This window comes from Herbidospora yilanensis (assembly GCF_001570565.1).
Classification (GTDB): Bacteria; Actinomycetota; Actinomycetes; order Streptosporangiales; family Streptosporangiaceae; genus Herbidospora; species Herbidospora yilanensis.
Genome location: NZ_BBXE01000021.1, coordinates 236231 through 252257, shown reverse-complemented (window position 1 = coordinate 252257; position 16027 = coordinate 236231). Strand labels below are relative to the sequence as shown.

The 16027-nt window shown below is 72.2% G+C and carries 17 protein-coding genes; 14 read left to right on the top strand and 3 right to left on the bottom strand.

Going from position 1 to position 16027, the window contains the following annotated elements:
* Position 1: 1 nt before the first annotated feature.
* The gene (locus tag AW273_RS16340; protein WP_062349162.1) at positions 2-646 is read right to left on the bottom strand and encodes a LuxR C-terminal-related transcriptional regulator; all 645 of its coding nucleotides are present in this window, start codon (positions 644-646) and stop codon (positions 2-4) included.
* Positions 647-732: 86 nt separating this feature from the next.
* Between AW273_RS16340 and AW273_RS37235 the strand changes: the two genes are divergently transcribed.
* The 3 genes from AW273_RS37235 to AW273_RS16330 all read left to right on the top strand — a co-directional run bounded on the left by AW273_RS37235 (position 733) and on the right by AW273_RS16330 (position 3567).
* Positions 733-888: a hypothetical protein gene (locus tag AW273_RS37235; RefSeq protein WP_157555845.1), complete on the top strand. Its 156-nt coding sequence runs from the start codon at positions 733-735 to the stop codon at positions 886-888.
* Positions 885-1268: a DoxX family protein gene (locus AW273_RS16335; protein ID WP_030454814.1), complete on the top strand. Its 384-nt coding sequence runs from the start codon at positions 885-887 to the stop codon at positions 1266-1268. The genes AW273_RS37235 and AW273_RS16335 overlap by 4 nt, the downstream gene beginning before the upstream one ends.
* A 115-nt stretch (positions 1269-1383) precedes the next feature.
* A complete protein-coding gene (locus AW273_RS16330) occupies positions 1384-3567 on the top strand; it encodes a protein kinase domain-containing protein (protein WP_232327454.1) in 2184 nt (727 codons plus the stop codon).
* On the opposite strand, the gene AW273_RS16325 is transcribed toward AW273_RS16330, so the two are convergent.
* The gene (locus AW273_RS16325; protein ID WP_083949808.1) at positions 3564-4583 is read right to left on the bottom strand and encodes a M48 family metallopeptidase; all 1020 of its coding nucleotides are present in this window, start codon (positions 4581-4583) and stop codon (positions 3564-3566) included. The genes AW273_RS16330 and AW273_RS16325 overlap by 4 nt on opposite strands.
* 65 nt (positions 4584-4648) lie before the next feature.
* On the opposite strand from AW273_RS16325, the gene nadD reads away from it, so the two are divergent.
* The 11 genes from nadD to AW273_RS37905 all read left to right on the top strand — a co-directional run bounded on the left by nadD (position 4649) and on the right by AW273_RS37905 (position 14743).
* A complete protein-coding gene (nadD, locus tag AW273_RS16320) occupies positions 4649-5248 on the top strand; it encodes a nicotinate-nucleotide adenylyltransferase (RefSeq protein WP_062349160.1) in 600 nt (199 codons plus the stop codon).
* A gap of 80 nt (positions 5249-5328) precedes the next feature.
* Positions 5329-5730, top strand: a complete 402-nt coding sequence (rsfS, locus tag AW273_RS16315) for a ribosome silencing factor (RefSeq protein ID WP_030454810.1) — start codon at positions 5329-5331, stop codon at positions 5728-5730.
* Entirely contained in the window at positions 5727-6368 is a 642-nt protein-coding gene (locus AW273_RS16310) for a histidine phosphatase family protein (RefSeq protein ID WP_062349159.1), read from the top strand. The genes rsfS and AW273_RS16310 overlap by 4 nt, the downstream gene beginning before the upstream one ends.
* Before the next feature lie 105 nt (positions 6369-6473).
* Positions 6474-8135 (top strand): ABC transporter ATP-binding protein, encoded by a 1662-nt coding sequence (locus tag AW273_RS16305; protein WP_232327453.1) that lies wholly within the window; start codon positions 6474-6476, stop codon positions 8133-8135.
* Complete coding sequence (locus AW273_RS16300) at positions 8132-9916, top strand: ABC transporter ATP-binding protein (RefSeq protein WP_062349157.1); 1785 nt, start codon at positions 8132-8134, stop codon at positions 9914-9916. Before AW273_RS16305 ends, AW273_RS16300 begins: the two co-directional genes overlap by 4 nt.
* Positions 9917-9955: 39 nt before the next feature.
* Positions 9956-11050, top strand: a complete 1095-nt coding sequence (locus tag AW273_RS16295; protein WP_232327450.1) for a carboxylate-amine ligase — start codon at positions 9956-9958, stop codon at positions 11048-11050.
* Positions 11051-11245: 195 nt separating this feature from the next.
* A complete protein-coding gene (locus AW273_RS16290; protein ID WP_062349185.1) occupies positions 11246-11596 on the top strand; it encodes a hypothetical protein in 351 nt (116 codons plus the stop codon).
* On the top strand, positions 11593-11985 hold the full coding sequence (locus tag AW273_RS16285; RefSeq protein WP_198168171.1) for a hypothetical protein: 393 nt from the start codon (positions 11593-11595) through the stop codon (positions 11983-11985). The genes AW273_RS16290 and AW273_RS16285 overlap by 4 nt, the downstream gene beginning before the upstream one ends.
* Positions 11986-12015: 30 nt before the next feature.
* Complete coding sequence (locus AW273_RS16280; RefSeq protein ID WP_062349154.1) at positions 12016-12588, top strand: SRPBCC family protein; 573 nt, start codon at positions 12016-12018, stop codon at positions 12586-12588.
* Between the two features lie 123 nt (positions 12589-12711).
* Complete coding sequence (locus AW273_RS36275) at positions 12712-14130, top strand: CynX/NimT family MFS transporter (RefSeq protein WP_083949807.1); 1419 nt, start codon at positions 12712-12714, stop codon at positions 14128-14130.
* Positions 14021-14743 (top strand): alanyl-tRNA editing protein, encoded by a 723-nt coding sequence (locus tag AW273_RS37905; protein WP_083949806.1) that lies wholly within the window; start codon positions 14021-14023, stop codon positions 14741-14743. Before AW273_RS36275 ends, AW273_RS37905 begins: the two co-directional genes overlap by 110 nt.
* Positions 14744-14858: 115 nt before the next feature.
* Here the strand turns inward: AW273_RS37905 and AW273_RS16265 are convergent, their stop codons facing one another.
* Positions 14859-16019, bottom strand: a complete 1161-nt coding sequence (locus AW273_RS16265) for an FAD-dependent oxidoreductase (RefSeq protein ID WP_062349152.1) — start codon at positions 16017-16019, stop codon at positions 14859-14861.
* Between the last annotated feature and the right edge of the window lie 8 nt (positions 16020-16027).

Below are 16027 nucleotides of genomic sequence, written 5' to 3'. Positions count from 1 at the left end.
GCTAGGCCCTGACGAGGATCCTGGTGCCGAGGCCGGCGTCGCGGGCCCGCAGGGCGGCGTCGAACCGGCTCTCGGCCTCCAGCTTCGTCAGCACGTTGCTGACGTGGTTGCGGACCGTCTTCGGCGCCAGGCACATCACCTTGGCGATCTCGGCGTTGCTGCGGCCGTCGGCCAGGTGCTCCAGCACCTCGTGCTCGCGGGTGGTCAGCTCGGGGAAGGTGGTCCGGGCCGACCGCGTGGTCAGCTTCTCCCGCAAGCCGGCGGCCACCTCGCGGGCGAAGACCAGGTGGCCGACCCCGACGGCGCGGATCGCGGCGGCCAGTTCGGCCGGGTGGGCGCTCGTCATGACGTAGCCCCGCGCGCCGGCCCGCATGGCGGCCATCAGGCTGAGCTCGTCGGCGTGCTGGCTGACCACGATGATCTTGACGTCGGGGCAGCGGCGGGCGATGTAGTCGACCTCGTGCAGGAGGGTCAGGTCGATCAGCAGGATGTCGGGACCGAGCTTGACGGCGGCCTTCAGCGCGTCCGGACCGTCGTGGGCCAGAGCCAGCAGCGTGATTCCGGGGGCCTCGGCCAGGGCCCAGCGGACTCCTTCGGTGTAGAGGTAGGTCTCGCCGGCCACGACGACGGTAACGGGTTCGTTCATGGGTCAAAGAGTGGCTTAAGGCTCTTGAGGATGACTTGGCGACCACTTCAGTCACTCTGAGTGACCGCCGGTGAATCATTGGACACATGGATCTTCTCGTCACGCTGAGCTTCATCGTGGCCGTCGTCGCGGGCGCCGACCGGCTGCTGCTCGCCCTGGAGCGGCATGGGCTGGTTCGCTGGCGGCTCTCCGCCCCCCGTCCGGCCGAGCGCGGCGCCCGCCTCGACCACCTGCTCCGGTGAGGCCCGCCCTGTACGACGCCGCCGCCCTGTTCGGCCGGGTCGCGCTGGGAGTCACGTTCATCCAGCACGGCTGGGCCAAGGCCCGCGGCGGCATCGACGCCACCACCCAGGCGATGACGCAGGCGGGCGTGCCCGCCCCGCGCGCGTCGGCCTGGTTCGCCACGGTCGCCGAACTCGGCGGCGGGATCATGCTCGTGCTCGGCCTGCTGACCGCCGTCGCCGGGGCCATGTTGTTCGCGGTGATGTCGGGCGCGTTCCTGTTCGTGCACGTCAAGGACGGCTCGTTCGAACTCGTCACGGCCCTCGGCGCGGTGGCGGTCATGCTCGCCGTGGCCGGTCCCGGCCGGATCTCGCTGGATCGGTACGTCTTCCGACGATGACCGGCGTGCCTCCGGGGAAATGTCGTGGCGCTCCACTATCGTGACCACACCTATGGGTGGACGTCTGGGGCGGGTCGGCCCATACGCGCTCCTGGAGCGCCTGGGCCGTGGTGGCATGGGTGAGGTCTATCTCGCGGCCACCAAACGGGGCGAGCAGGTCGCCCTGAAGATGCTCCGCGAAGCCATCGAAGGCGACGCCGACGCCCGATTACGGCTCGATCGCGAGGTCCGCGCGCTGCGGCGGGTGGAGAGTCCCTACGTGGCGCGGGTCCTCGACGCCGACCTCTCCGGTGACCGGCCCTACCTGGTCATGGAGCACATCGCGGGCGACACCCTGCTCAACGCGGTGAAACGCGACGGGCCGCTGCCCGAGGTGGAGGTCATCCGCCTCGCGCGCGGCCTGGCCACCGCACTGGCGATCATCCACGCCGCCGGGATCGTCCACCGCGACCTGAAACCGGCCAACGTGCTGATCGGCGACGAGGGCCCGGTGCTGATCGACTTCGGCATCGCCCAGGTCCTCGACGCGACCCGGATGACCCAGACCGGGACCTTCCTCGGCACCCCCGGCTACGCCGCGCCCGAGCTCTTCGCCGGCGAACAGGTCGGCGAACCGGCCGACCTGCACGCCTGGGCGGCCACCGTGGCCTTCGCCGCCACCGGCCGCCCCACCTTCGGCGGCGGCTCCGCCGAGTCCCAGATGTACGCCATCCTCCACGGCAAGGCCGACCTCAAGGACGTGCCGCCCGCCCTGCTCCCGCAGATCAGGGCCGCCCTCAACCGCGACCCGGCCAAACGCCCCACCGCCGCGATCCTCGCCGACCGGATGACCCGGCTGGTCCGCGCCGCGGAGGAACACGACGCCCGCGAGAAGGAGGCCCAGGCCGAAGGCGAGACCACCCGGCGTTCCCGCGGCCGCGAGAGCGTGGACGAGCCCGCAGGCCGGGAAACCGACGGAGGCCGCCGAAACCGCGAGAACGGCGGCAGCACCCCCGACGGGCGCCGCGCCCGAGACGGTGTCGGAGGCGGCTCGCCTGACGGCGGGCGCCGCGGCCGGGAATCCGGCGGTCCGAGCTCGGCTGACGGCGGGCGTCGGGGCTGGGACTCCGGCGGTTCGAGTCCGGCTGACGGCGGGCGTCTCGGCCGGGACGCGGCCGCTGCTGGGGCGGCTGACGGTGGCCGTCGTGCCCGGGATGCCGCCGGCACCGGGGCGGCCGACGGTGCGCGCCGTACCCGGGACGCGGCCGGCGCGGGGCCGGCCGAGGGCGGTCGTCGCGCATGGGACGCCGCCGGTTCCGGTTCGGCGGCGGGTGGTCGCGGCCGGGACACGGGTGATTCCGGTTCGGCCGCAGGTGGCCGAGGCCGGGACGCGGGCGGTTCGCAATCGGCTGCGGCCGGCCGGGGCCGGGACGCGAGCGGTTCGGGGTCGCCTGAGGGTGATCGCCGGGCTCGGGATGCCGCGGGTGCCGGTTCGGCCGAGAGTGGCCGTCGCACCCGGGACACGGCCGGTGCCGGTCTGGCCGAAGGTGGCCGCCGGGTCCGGGAGTCCGGCGTTGCCCGGTCCGCCGAGGGCGGCCGTCGCACGCGGGACGCCGCCGGTGCCGGTCCGGCCGAAGGTGGCCGCCGGGCCCGGGACGCCGGCCCGGCCGACTCCGCCGCGCCGTCGGCCGAGTCGCGGCGTACGAAGGACAAGGCCGGCAGGGAAGAGGCCGAGTCGCGGCTCGGGGCCGAGGCCGCGGTGCAGACGCGGCGGAGGCGGAGCGTCAAGCCGCCGCCCGAGGCGGTGCCCACGGGCGGGACCTCGCTGCTGATGCTGGCCGCCGTGGCGGTGCCCTGTGTGATCGCGTGTGTGGTCTACCCGGTCGCCACGTTCGCGGTGACCGGGGTGTTCGTCGTGCTGGCCCGTGCCCTCTGGGTCGGGCACTGGCTGACGAGGAAGCGCCGGCCCGGACGGCTGAAGAAGGCCCTGCGGATCGGGCTGTTCCCGGTGTCGTTCTCGGGTGCGCTGATCGCCGGGGTCGCCTGGCCGGGGCTGCCCGCCGGGGCGCTGGCGTTCGGGGCGTTGTGGGCGACCGCGGGGGGACGGCTGGCCCCCGACTGGTGGAATCAGGCCGTGCCCGTCACGGTCGCGGGGCTGGTCTTCAGCGTGGTCTGCGGCGCGATCATCGGCCGCGAGGTCGAGAAGGTCGGCGCCGAGCTGCCGGAGCTGCGCAGGGAGGGGCTGCGCGCGCTGGCGGTGCTCGGCGGGTTCGTCGCGATCTGCGCCGCCGCCGTCAGGATCGTCGGCTCGCTCTTCTAGTTCTCCCGGCGGGAGAAGCGGTTGAAGATGCGTTCTCCGGCGTTGACCGCGCCCTCGGCGACGTCGCGGAGCACGCCGATGAACGGGTCCTGCGACTGCGACCACGACTCGCGGTAGGACGCCGCGGCGGCCTTGACCTCGTCGGAGATCTTGGCGTTGTGGTCGTCGGTGCGGCGGGGGTAGTCGCCGGTGAGGACGCGGTCGTAGTCGCCGCTTCGGCGCCAGCGGTCGAGCTCGGCGACCCGGGTGACCGCGAACGGGTGGGTGGTGCCCAGCAGGTTGAGCACCTTGAGCAGGCCGTCGCGGACGTCGCCGGCGGTGTCGTATTCGCGGGCCTGGTCGAGGAAGGCCTCGATGTTCATCTCGTGGAGGCGCGAGCCGCCGGCCAGCTTCATCAGGGCGCGCAGCGCGGCCTCGGGGTCCTGACCCGCGAGAAGACCACCACGGTCGGCGGACATCTCGGCCTTGCGGGCCCACTCTTCGAGGGCGGCGACGATCACGCGCAGGCCGATGTAGCCGAGGGGGATCCAGGCGACCCGGGTGGCCAGCCGGGTGAGGATCTGCAGCATCGTGCCGTAGACCGCGTGCCCCGACAGGATGTGGGCCGTCTCGTGGCCGATGACGAACCGCAGTTCCTCCTCGTCGAGCAGGTCGAGACAGCCGGTCGAGACGACGATGAAGGGCTCGTCGAAGCCGATCGCCATCGCGTAGACCTTGGGATCCTGCTGGACGTAGACCTCGGGGATCCGGGCCAGGTCGAGGATGTAGGCGCTGTCGCGGCCCATGTCGTAGAGGCCCCGGAACTGGGTCTCCGACGTGCGGACCGCCGAGGCGAGGAACATCAGGCGCAGCCGCCGCTCGGAGAAGAGCCCGGAGGTGCGCTTGAGCACCGAGTCGAACCCGGTCAGCGAGCGCATCGCCACCAGGGCGGACCGGTCCGCGGGATGCTCGTAGGCGCGGGAGCTGATGCCGGGCAGCGGCGTGCGGGTGCGATCGGGAGTGGTCATGCTCGGCATGCTACGTCGGTGTTTCCCGCGCCGCGCATGAACCCGGTGAGAGGGCGGACGTTATCGTCCGTGCTATGAGAAACGGGGCCACCACCAGGCGGCTTGGCATCATGGGCGGCACCTTCGACCCCATCCACCACGGCCACCTGGTGGCCGCGAGCGAGGTCGCCCACCACTTCGACCTGGACGAGGTCGTCTTCGTCCCGACGGGCCAGCCGTGGCAGAAGGCCGACCGCACGGTCTCGGCCGCCGAGGACCGCTACCTGATGACCGTGATCGCGACCGCGTCGAACCCGCGCTTCTCGGTCAGCCGGGTCGACATCGACCGGCCGGGCCCGACCTACACGATCGACACGCTGCGTGACGTCGCGGCGGCGTACGGGCCGGAGACGGAGCTCTACTTCATCACCGGCGCCGACGCCCTGGCCCAGATACTCGGCTGGCGCGACGCCGAGGAGCTGTTCACGATCGCCCACTTCGTCGGCTGCACCCGGCCCGGCCACCCCCTGCACGATCCGGGCCTGCCGACGGGCAAGGTCAGCCTGATCGAGGTGCCGGCCCTGTCGATCTCGTCGTCGGAGTGCCGGGAGCGCGTGGCCGCCGGGCAGCCCATCTGGTATCTGGTCCCCGACGGCATCGTCCAGTACATCGGCAAGCGGGGTCTTTACCGATAGGGCGGCAATAGGCTTGAAGAGCCCCCCGAGGGGTGGGCACTCTGGGATCACATCCCCGTCATGGAGGAACAGACCACATCGTGACCGCATCTGAACGATCGATCCAGCTCGTTTCGGTCGCCGCCGAGGCCGCGGCCGACAAGCTCGCCGACGACATCGTCGCCTACGACGTGAGCGACCGGCTGGTGATCACCGACGCATTCGTCGTCTGCTCGGCCTCCAACGACCGCCAGGTCCGCGCCATCGTCGACGAGATCGAGGAGCGCCTGCGCGTCGACGCCGAGGCCAAGCCCGTCCGCCGTGAGGGCGAGCGGGAGGGCCGCTGGGTGCTGCTCGACTACATCGACATCGTGGTCCACGTGCAGCACGAGGAGGAGCGCCACTTCTACGGTCTGGAGCGCCTCTGGAAGGACTGCCCGGCCATCGCGCTGCCCGAGAGCGTCGCCCAGGCCGCCGCCCAGCGGGCGCGGGGTGAGGGGTGAGCCGGCGGATCGTCTGCCTCCGGCACGGCCAGACCCGCTGGAACGTCGAACACCGGTTCCAGGGCCACACCGACATCCCGCTCGACGAGACCGGGATCGCCCAGGCGGCCCGGTCGGCGTCGCTGCTGGCCTCGCTCAAGCCGACGAAGATCGTGTCGAGCGATCTGAGCCGGGCCCACGACACCGCCCTCGCGCTCGGGCGGGTGACCGGCCTGCCGGTCACCGTCGACAAGGAGCTGCGCGAACGCGGCGGCGGTGAGTGGGAGGGCCTGACGGGCGACGTCATGGCGGCCCGCTGGCCGGCCGAATACGCCGCCTTCGAGCCTCCGGGCGGCGAGACCGAGGTCGAGGTCGCCACCCGCGTGTCGGCGGCGATGCTCCGCTGGGTCGAGGAGATCGACGACGACGGGCTGCTCGTGGTCGTCTCCCACGGCGCCGCGCTGCGCCTGGGCATGCTCGCCGTGCTCGGGCTGCCGCGCGAGTCGTGGCACACGCTCGGCGGGCTCGGCAACTGCTCGTGGTCGGTGCTCAAGCAGGGCCGCAAGGGCTGGCGGGTCGGCGAGCACAACGCCGGCACCCTCCCCGAACCCGTCAGCAGCGACGACAAACCGGAGTTCCAGGACGACGGCACGCGATAGTGGCCTCCCGGGAAACGGGCTGAGCCTGTAGTCGTTGGGACTATGCACTTGTTGTCCCTCTGGCGACTCAAGTCCTACCTCCGGCCCTTCGCAACCGTCGTCATCGTGAGCTGGCTCGCCGCGGTCGCCGGCATCGCCGCCGGGCTCGCGATCCCCATGGTCGGCAAGGAGATCATCGACGGGCCCATCGCCCGCGGTGACCTCGCCGCCCTGATCCCCCTCGGGCTGCTCGCCCTCGCGCTGGGCGTGGTCGAGGCGGTCATGATCTGGTTCCGCCGCTGGACGCAGGGCGTCGCGGTGTTCGGCGTGGAGACCGCCCTCCGCGACGACCTCTACGCCCACCTCCAGCGGCTGCCGATGAGCTTCCACGACGAGTGGCAGTCGGGACAGCTCCTCTCCCGGGCCACCACCGACCTCGGCACCATCCGCCGCTTCTTCGGGTTCGGCGCGCTGTTCCTCGTCATGAACGTCATCCAGCTCGTCGTGGTGACGGTCCTGCTGCTGAACCTCTACTGGCCACTCGGCCTGCTGGTCGCATTCGCGGCGGTGCCGATCATCCTGGTGTCCAACCGGTTCGAGCGGCGCTACCGGGCGATCTCCCGCACGCTCCAGGACCGGCAGGGCGACCTCGCCACCCACGTCGAGGAGTCGGCGCTCGGCATCCGCACGATCAAGGCGTTCGGGCGCGGCGCCCACGTCTTCTCCCGGTACGACGCCCTCGCGGTGACCGTGAAGGAGACCGCGCTGGGCAAGGTGCGGCTCTCCTCCCGGTTCTTCACCTTCCTGGAGATCGTGCCCAGCGTCACCCTGGCCCTGGTGCTGCTGCTCGGGGCGACGGCCGTCGGCGGGGGAGCGCTGACGCTGGGCGCCCTGGTGGCGTTCACCTCCTTCGTGTTGCAGCTCGTCTGGCCGGTGTCCTCGCTCGGGTTCATCCTGGCCATGGGCCAAGAGGCGATGACCGCCGCCGACCGGGTGCTCGAGGTGCTCGACACCGAGCCCGCCATCGTCGGCGGCACGCTCGTGCTCGACCGGCCACGCGGGCACCTGCGGTTCGAGGGCGCGGGGTTCCGCTTCCCCGGCGCCGACCGGCCCGTGCTCGACGACCTGTGGCTGGAGGTCCGGCCCGGCGAGACCCTCGCCGTCGTCGGGGCGACCGGCTCGGGCAAGACCACGCTCACCGCGCTGGTGCCCCGGCTCCTCGACGTCACCTCGGGCCGGGTGACCATCGACGGCCACGACGTGCGGGACCTGACCCTGCCGTGCCTGCGGTCGATCGTGGCGACGGCGTTCGAGGAGGCGACGCTCTTCTCGATGAGCGTGCGCGAGAACGTGACGCTCGGTCACCGCGACGCCTCCGACGCCGAGGTGCGGGCCGCGCTGGAGGTGGCCCAGGCGACCTTCGCCTACGACCTGCCGTGGGGGCTCGACACCCGGATCGGCGAGCAGGGCATGTCGTTGTCGGGCGGGCAGCGGCAGCGGCTCGCGCTGGCCCGCGCGGTGCTCGGGCGGCCCCGTGTCCTGGTGCTCGACGACACCCTGTCGGCGCTCGACGTCGAGACCGAGGCGCTGGTCGAGGACGCCCTGCGCCACGTGCTGGCCGACGCGACCGGGATCGTGGTCGCCCACCGGGCCTCCACGGTGCTGCTCGCCGACCGGGTCGCCCTCCTCGACGGGGGCACGGTGACCCACGTCGGCACTCACCGGGAGTTACTGGCCCGGGTGCCGGGGTACCGGGCGCTCCTGGCGGCGGAGGAGGTGCTGAGTTGACCGACTGGCGCGGCGTCGCGGCGGAGAACCGCGACGACCTCGACGAGGAGGCGAACGTCCTGCTCCGGGCCCGGTCACGGCGGCTGCTCGGCGATCTGCTGCGCCCGCACCGCCGGGCGATCGGGCTGCTCGTCGTGCTGATCGTGGTGGCGAACGCGGCGGGGCTCTCGATTCCCTACCTGGTGAAGGTCGGCATCGACACCGGGATCCCGCAGGGTCCCCGCACCCTGCTGCTGATCGTGGCGGCCATCCTCGGCTGCGCGCTCGCCCAGGCGCTGACCCGGCAGGCCTTCCTCCGGCTCTCCGGGCAGATCGGGCAGGAGACGCTGCTGGAGCTGCGGCGGCGGGTGTTCGAGCAGTTCCAGCGGCTCTCTCCGGCCTTCCACGAGAAGTACACCTCGGGGCGGGTGATCTCGCGGCTGACCTCCGACGTGGAGGCCATCGCCGAACTGGTCGCGGGCGGCTTCGACGGGCTGATCACGGCCGTGCTGACGCTGTTCGGCACGGCCGTGATGTTGCTGGTCCTCGACGTGCGGCTCGGGCTGGTCGCGCTGGCGCCGTTCCCGGTGCTGTTCCTGATGGCGCGCTGGTTCCGGCGGGCCTCCCTGGTCACCTACCGGCGCAGCCGTGAGGCGGTCGCCGGGGTGATCGTCCACTTCGTGGAGTCGATGACCGGCATCAGGGCGGCCCAGACCTTCCGCCGCGAAGACCGCAACCAGGAGATCTTCGAGGAGCTCGACGAGCGCTACCGGGCCGCCAACCTGGCCGGCATGCGGCTGATCGCGCTGTTCCAGCCGGGCGTGAAGCTGCTCGGCAACGTCACCATCGCGGCGGTGCTGGTCTACGGCGGCTGGCTGGCCGTCCACGGCGAGGTCACCGTCGGGGTGCTGGCCGCGTTCCTGCTGTATCTCCGTCAGTTCTACGAGCCGATGCAGGAGATCAGCCAGTTCTACAACACCCTCCAGTCGGCGGGCGCGGCGCTGGAGAAGTTGTCGGGCGTGCTGGAGGAGCGTCCGGGCGTGCCCGAGCCGCTGGTGCCGGCGCCCCTGCCGGCCGCCCGGGGGGAGGTGAGGTTCCGGGACGTGCGTTTCCACTACCACCCCGACGTCCCGGTGCTGCACCGGCTCGACCTCGTCATCCCCGCCGGTCAGACCGTCGCGGTCGTGGGGGCGACCGGGGCCGGGAAGACGACGCTGGCCAAGCTGATCGCCCGGTTCTACGACCCCGTCACCGGCGGGATCACCCTCGACGGCGTCGACCTGCGCGACCTGGCGGAGGAGGAGCTGCGCCGGGCGGTGGTCATGGTCACGCAGGAGAACTACCTGTTCGGCGGCAGCGTGGCCGACAACATCAGGTTCGGGCGGCCGTCGGCGTCCACCGCCGAGGTCGAGGCGGCCGCGGCGGTGGTCGGCGTGCGGGGGTTCGTCTCCTCACTCGACGGCGAGGCCGGGAAACGGGGCGCCCGCATGTCGGCCGGGCAGCGGCAGCTCGTCGCGTTCGCCCGGGTGTTCCTGGCCGACCCGGCCGTGCTCATCCTCGACGAGGCCACCTCCAGCCTCGACGTGCCGAGCGAACGGCTCGTCCAGCGTGCTCTGCGGACCGTGCTGACGGGCCGGACCGCCCTGATCATCGCCCACCGGCTGTCGACCGTGGAGATCGCCGACCGCGTTCTCGTGATCGACGGCGGCCGGGTGGTCGAAGACGGCCCGCCCGGCGAGCTGATCGCCGCGGCGGGACGGTTCGCGGGCCTGCACCAGGCATGGCTCGACAGCTTGACCTAGTTCGCACTCATTCACCGGATGATGGGTAGATCACGTCTTATGACTCGCTTGGTGGCGCTGGGCGTGGAAGAGGAATTCCACGTCGTCGACCTCGTCAGCCGCCGGCTGACCCCACAGGCCCATGTCGTCCTCGACGGCCTTCCCGGCAAGAGTTTCTCGGCCGAGCTCCAGCAGGCCGTCGTCGAGACCAACAGCACCCCGACCCCCGACCTGGCCGCGCTCCGCGCCGACCTGGTCGAGCTGCGCCGTCGCCTGATCGCCAGCGCCGAACCCCACGGCCTGGGCATCGTCGGCTCCGGCACCGCCCCCCTGCACGGCTCCGGCGGGTTCGAGCTCACCGCCGACGAACGTTACGAATACCTGCTCGACACCTACCAGTACATCGCCCGCGAGCAGTTCATCTGCGGCGGCCAGGTGCACGTGGAGATCACCGACCGCGATCTGGCCGTGCTGGTGGCACAGCGGGTGCAGCCGTGGCTGCCCGTCTTACTGGCCGTCTCGGCGAGTTCGCCCTACTGGTTCGAGACCGACAGCGGCTACGCCAGCAGCCGGACCCTGGCCTGGCAGCGCTGGCCGACCGCCGGGCCGCTCGGGCCGTTCGCGTCGGCGGCCGAATACGACCAGACCGTCGCCGACCTGGTCACCTCCGGGGTGATCGACGACCGGGGGATGGTCTACTTCGACATCCGGTTGTCGGCGCACGTGCCGACGATGGAGCTGCGGGTCTGCGACGCGGTTCCCCGGGTCGACGACATGGTCCTGCTGGCCGGGCTGTTCCGGGCCCTGGTCGTCCGGGAGACCGACGCGGTGGAGGCCGGGACGCCGCCCCGGTTCGACCAGCGGCCCGCGATGTTGCGCGCGGCGACCTGGCGGGCGGCCCGTTCCGGGCTGGGCGGCGACCTCATCTCGCCGCTCACCGGGAAACCGGGCCCGGCCGGGCTGCTGGTGGAGACGCTGCTGGAGGAGTTGCGCCCGACCCTGGAGGCGCTCGGCGACTGGGAGACGGTGTCGGCGCTGGCCCTGGAGGCGGTGCGGCTCGGCGGGTCGGCGGCGCGGCAGCGGGCGGCGTACCGGAAGAAGGGGCAGGCCACCGATGTGGTGGACCTGCTGGTGCGGGAGACCGCCGAAGGCTGAGGGGCCCCGCACCAGCCGGTCCACATCCCGGCGCGGCCGGCGGTCCTGCCGGCCGCGCCGGTGGGTGACCTGTGCCGAGGGCCGCGACCGGCCGCAGGACGCGCGCCATCGCCTGTGAGCTGCACGAACCGGATCAGGCCGGCGGTGTCGGCCGTGGCGCACGGACCGGCATTGGCCACCGGTACCCTGCTGGGCATGTTCTCCGCCTATTCCGGATGGGTGATCGGCGCGGCCCTGCTGCTGGCCGTCGTCTCCCTCGTCACGGCGATCCGGAACCGGCCCATGGGGGCGCTCATCCTGGCCGGGCTGGTCCTGGTCGAGCTGGCCCTCGTCGTGCAGGCCGTGATCGCCCTTCCGAAGGCCGGTCAGGTGACCGAGCAGGCCACTTTCGTCGGCTACCTCATCGGCACGATCGTCATCCCGCCGGCGGCCCTGTGGTGGGGCCGGGCCGAGCGCACCCGCTGGGGGCCCGCGGTGATCGCCGTGGCCGCTTTCACGGCCGGGGTGATGACGGGGCGGTTGTTGCAGTTGTGGGACATGCCGTGACCACCGGGGTCAACACCGGGCCCGGCCGGGTGCTCGTCGCGGTCTACGGGATCTTCGCGCTGGCCGCCTCGGCGCGGGCCGGGGTGCAGATCGCGGCCAAGTTCTCCGAGGCGCCGCTGGCCTACTCGTTGTCGGCGTTCGCGGCGGTCGTCTACATCGTGCTGACCGTGGCGCTGGCCAGGGGGAACGAGCGGCTGGCGGTGGCGGCGTGCCTGATCGAGCTGGCCGGTGTGCTCGTGGTCGGGACCCTGTCGGTCGTCGACTCGCAGGCCTTCCCGCACGCGACCGTGTGGTCGGGCTACGGCAGCGGCTATCTGTTCATCCCGCTCGTGCTGCCCGTGATCGGGCTTCTCTGGTTGTTCGGAACCCGCCGACGCGGGCAGGGGTGACCGTTCCCCGACATTTCAGGAGGAACGGCAGTGAGCACGATCGAACACACGGTGGACGTGGATGTGCCGATCCGTACCGCCTACGACCAGTGGACTCAGTTCGAGTCCTTCCCCGAATTCATGGAAGGCGTGGAGTCGGTCAAGCAGCTTGACGACCGGCGTACGCACTGGGTCGTCGAGATCGCCGGGATCCGGCGCGAGTTCGAGGCCGAGATCACCGAGCAGACCCCCGACCACCGCATCGAATGGCGGTCGCTGGAGCGTCCCCGCCAGTCCGGGACGGTGACCTTCGAGACCCTCGGGGCCGCCGCCTGCCGGGTCACCCTGCGGATGGAGTACGACCCCGAGGGGTTCACCGAGACCATGGGCGACGCGCTGCAGATCGTCCGCATGCGGGTCAACGGCGACCTCGGCCGGTTCAAGGAGTTCATCGAGTCGCGGGGCCACGCGACCGGCGGCTGGCGCGGCGACGTCGGCGACCGGCACGAGCCGGGCGGCACCCTGCCGGGCGACACGACCCTGCCCCCGCCTGGGCCGACGCCCCGCCCTTACGGCAACCCCCGCCACGACGAAGGCCCGCCGCTGACCCCTCCGGTGGCCTGATCCACCCGTGGGCGGCCTCCGGGCCGCCCACATTTATTACAACCAGTTTGCCTAACTGGACAAAGGAGTCCTAAACTTTGTCGAATCATAGGATGATTCGATGAGTGGGGGATTGAGTTAGGCATGGCAGCGATCGCCGCCCGCCGAAGTCGTACCGGATCGATCGCCTGGCTGGTGGCCTTGGGGATCGTGCTGGCCGCGCTGAACCTGCGTACCGCGGTCAGCAGCGTCGGCCCGGTGCTCGACCAGATCAGAGACTCTCTCGGCATGTCGGCGGTGACCGCGGGGGTGCTCACCACGCTGCCGGTCCTCTGCTTCGCCGCCTTCGGCGCGGTGACGCCGGCCCTGTCCCGACGGGCCGGGGAACACCGGCTGCTCGTGGCGGCGCTCGTGCTCACCGGCGTGGGCCTGCTGGTCCGGTCGATGGTCGACGACGTCGCGGTGTTCCTGCTGGCCAGCGCGGTCGCGCTCTCGGGCGGCGCGATCGGCAACGTGCTGATCCCGACGCTGATCAAGCGGCACTTCCCGGCCCGGCCGGGGCCGCTGACCACGCTCTACTCTGTCGGGCTCGCGTTCGGCACGATGATCTCGGCGGCGGCGACCGTGCCGATCCAGAAGGCCGCCGACGGCGACTGGCACGTCGCCCTCGGGGTGTGGGCGGCGCTGGCGGCCGTGGCGGTCATCCCGTGGCTCGCGCTGCTGCGCACCGAGCCCGAGCGCGGGGCCGCCGGCGGGATCCGGCCGGGGGACCTGCTCCGCAACCGGCTCGCCTGGGCCATGGCCGGCTACTTCGGGTCGCAGAGCCTGATCGCGTACGTCATCTTCGGCTGGTTCCCGCAGTTCCTGCTCGACCACGGGTTCACCGGCGAGCAGACCGGCACCGTCATGGCGATCTTCGCCGCGGTCGGCATCCCGGTCTCGCTCGTGGTGCCCGCCCTGGCGACCCGGATGCGCGACCAGCGGCCCCTGATCCTCGGGTTCGCCGCCATCTACGTGATCGGCTTCGCCGGGCTGATGACCGGCCAGGCGATCGTGGTGTGGACGCTGGTGCTGTCGCTGGCCATGGGGTCGTTCCCGCTGGCCCTCGCGCTGCTGGGGCTGCGCACCCGGACCGCCGAGGCCACCGCCGCGTTGTCGGCGTTCGGGCAGAGCGCCGGGTACCTCATCGCCGGGGCCGGGCCCCTCGTGGTCGGCCTGCTCTACCAGGTCTCCGGCGGCTGGACGCTGCCGTTCGCCCTGCTCTTCGTGGTGGTCGCCGCCCAGGCGGTCACCGGGTGGTACGTGGGCGGCGACCGGGTCCTGGACGACGTGCCCGATAATGACAGTCATGGACCTTCGCGCATCGACCCAGGTCACCTATCCCAAGGGCGGGCTGACCGGATCGTCGGAAGTGGTCGCGCGGGTGCCGCTGGGGGGCGGGCACGGAGTGATCGTGGCCCGGACCCCGTTCCACCCACTCGACCACGCGTGGCCCGACCAGCCGGCCGACACCGGCCTGCTCGCCGGAGCCCGGGTGGTCGACTGCCAGACCGGTGCGACTGACGGCCAGACCCTCTACATCGGCGACGAGATCCCCGTGAAGCGGGGCGCCGAGGGGTGGCACTGGCTCGTCGTCCACATCATGGAGGAGCCCATCGAGGGCCAGGTCGAGTTGTGGGTCGACCCCGACCGCCGCCACGGCCTCTCGGCCGGCCACACCGCCTGCCACCTGACGGCGCTGGCGCTCAACGAGGCGCTGGCGCCGCTCTGGCGCAAGGAGGCCCGCGCCGACAGCCTGGGCAACCCCGACTTCGACCAGCTCGCGATCACGTCGTCGCGGATCCTGAACCACGGCAGCCGCGACGTCTACCGGCTGGGCAAGTCGTTGCGGCGCAAGGGCTTCGACCCCGCGGGGCTCGATCTGCCCGCGCTGACCGCGCAGGTGGGCGAGCGGCTCAAGGAGTGGATCGCCGCCGACGCGCCCGTCTGGGTCGACTGCCCCGACGAAGACCTCACCGCCCGCCGGACGTGGCGCTGCCTCCTGCCCGGGACCGAGGCGTCGATTCCCTGCGGGGGCACCCATCTGACCAGCACGGGGGAGCTCAACGCGGTCGCGGTGGAGTTCGCCCTCGACGGCGACGAACTGGCGATGACGACGCGGGTCGCCCGCGGATAGCGGGTTTCGGGCGGGAAATAAGGGTGGCCGCCCGAGGCGACCTGACCTCGCCTCGGGCGACCACTCATTAAGCCTAGGCCATGGGAGGTGGATCGGGCCAATCTGCCCCCATCCTTTACTTCATCTGCCGGGTTTTCCCGATCGACGCGACCGCCCGGCGGGCCGCCTCCAGCGCGCTGTTGACCGCCACCTCGCTCAGCAGGCCGGGCGCCGCGACGCTGTCTCCGGCGAGCCGGACGCCGTCGCCCCGGTCGATGGCCGGACGGTCCCTCCAGGTGAGTCCGGGCAGGTCAAGGGCCCCGGTGCGGCCTGAGGCGAGGGCCTCCCTGCGCCAGGTGACGCGGTCGCGCCAGCGGGGGAGACCGAGGTCGGCGAGCCGCTCCAGACGGGCGATCCCCTCGTTCTTGCCCTCGCCGGGACGCAGGGGCATCTGGAGCTGAATCAGGCTCTCGTTCTCGGGCGCGAGGGTCGGATCGGGCGAGGAGTACCGTTCCAAGAAGCCGCCCTCGTCGAGATCGGAGACCACGAAGGCGTCGGCGGGGTCCCGCGTGAGGCCGAGGTCGAGCAGGGCCGACCGGCCGCTCTCCCACGTCAGGGCCGGGTCGCCGAGGAGGGTGCGGGCGGCGTCCAGGCCGGTGGCGACGATGACGGGGCCCGAGGGCGGTTCGGTGACCCGCGAACCGGTCTCGATCGTGACGCCGAGGTCGCGGGCCCGCGCGGCCATGCGCCCGATCATGCGGCCCCAGCCGCCGACGACGTAGCGGGGGGACGGGAAGCCGGGTCGCGAGACGCGCCGGAACCGGTCCCAGACGAACTTCGCCGACAGGCGGCCCGGGTCGGCCTCGTAGGTGACCACGCCCAGCAGGCCGGCCACGGCGTTCGTCGCCTCCTCGCCCAGGTGGCGCTGTCCCCAGCTCGCGAAACTCTCGTGGACGGGGGCGTCGAGGCCCCGCTTCAGCAGAGCCCTGACCAGGGGGCGCGGAGGGCGGGCGAGCAGACGGGAGTCGTACCGGACCCGGAACTTCCGGAACTCCTTCAGGGTCAGCGACCGGCAGGGCCCGGCCAGGCCGCGCCGGTCGAGCCAGCGGAACGGCGCTCCGTCGGAGTAGAGGACGTGGGTGCCGTCGTTGGCGACGTAGGGTTCGGCGGTCGACCGGGCCCGGCCGCCGAGGGTCCGGTGGGCCTCGTGGAGCAGGACGTCCGCGCCCTCCTCCGCGCAGGCGATGGCCGCAGTGAGGCCGGCGAGCCCGCCGCCGATGATGGTGATCTGTGTCATGCACCCGT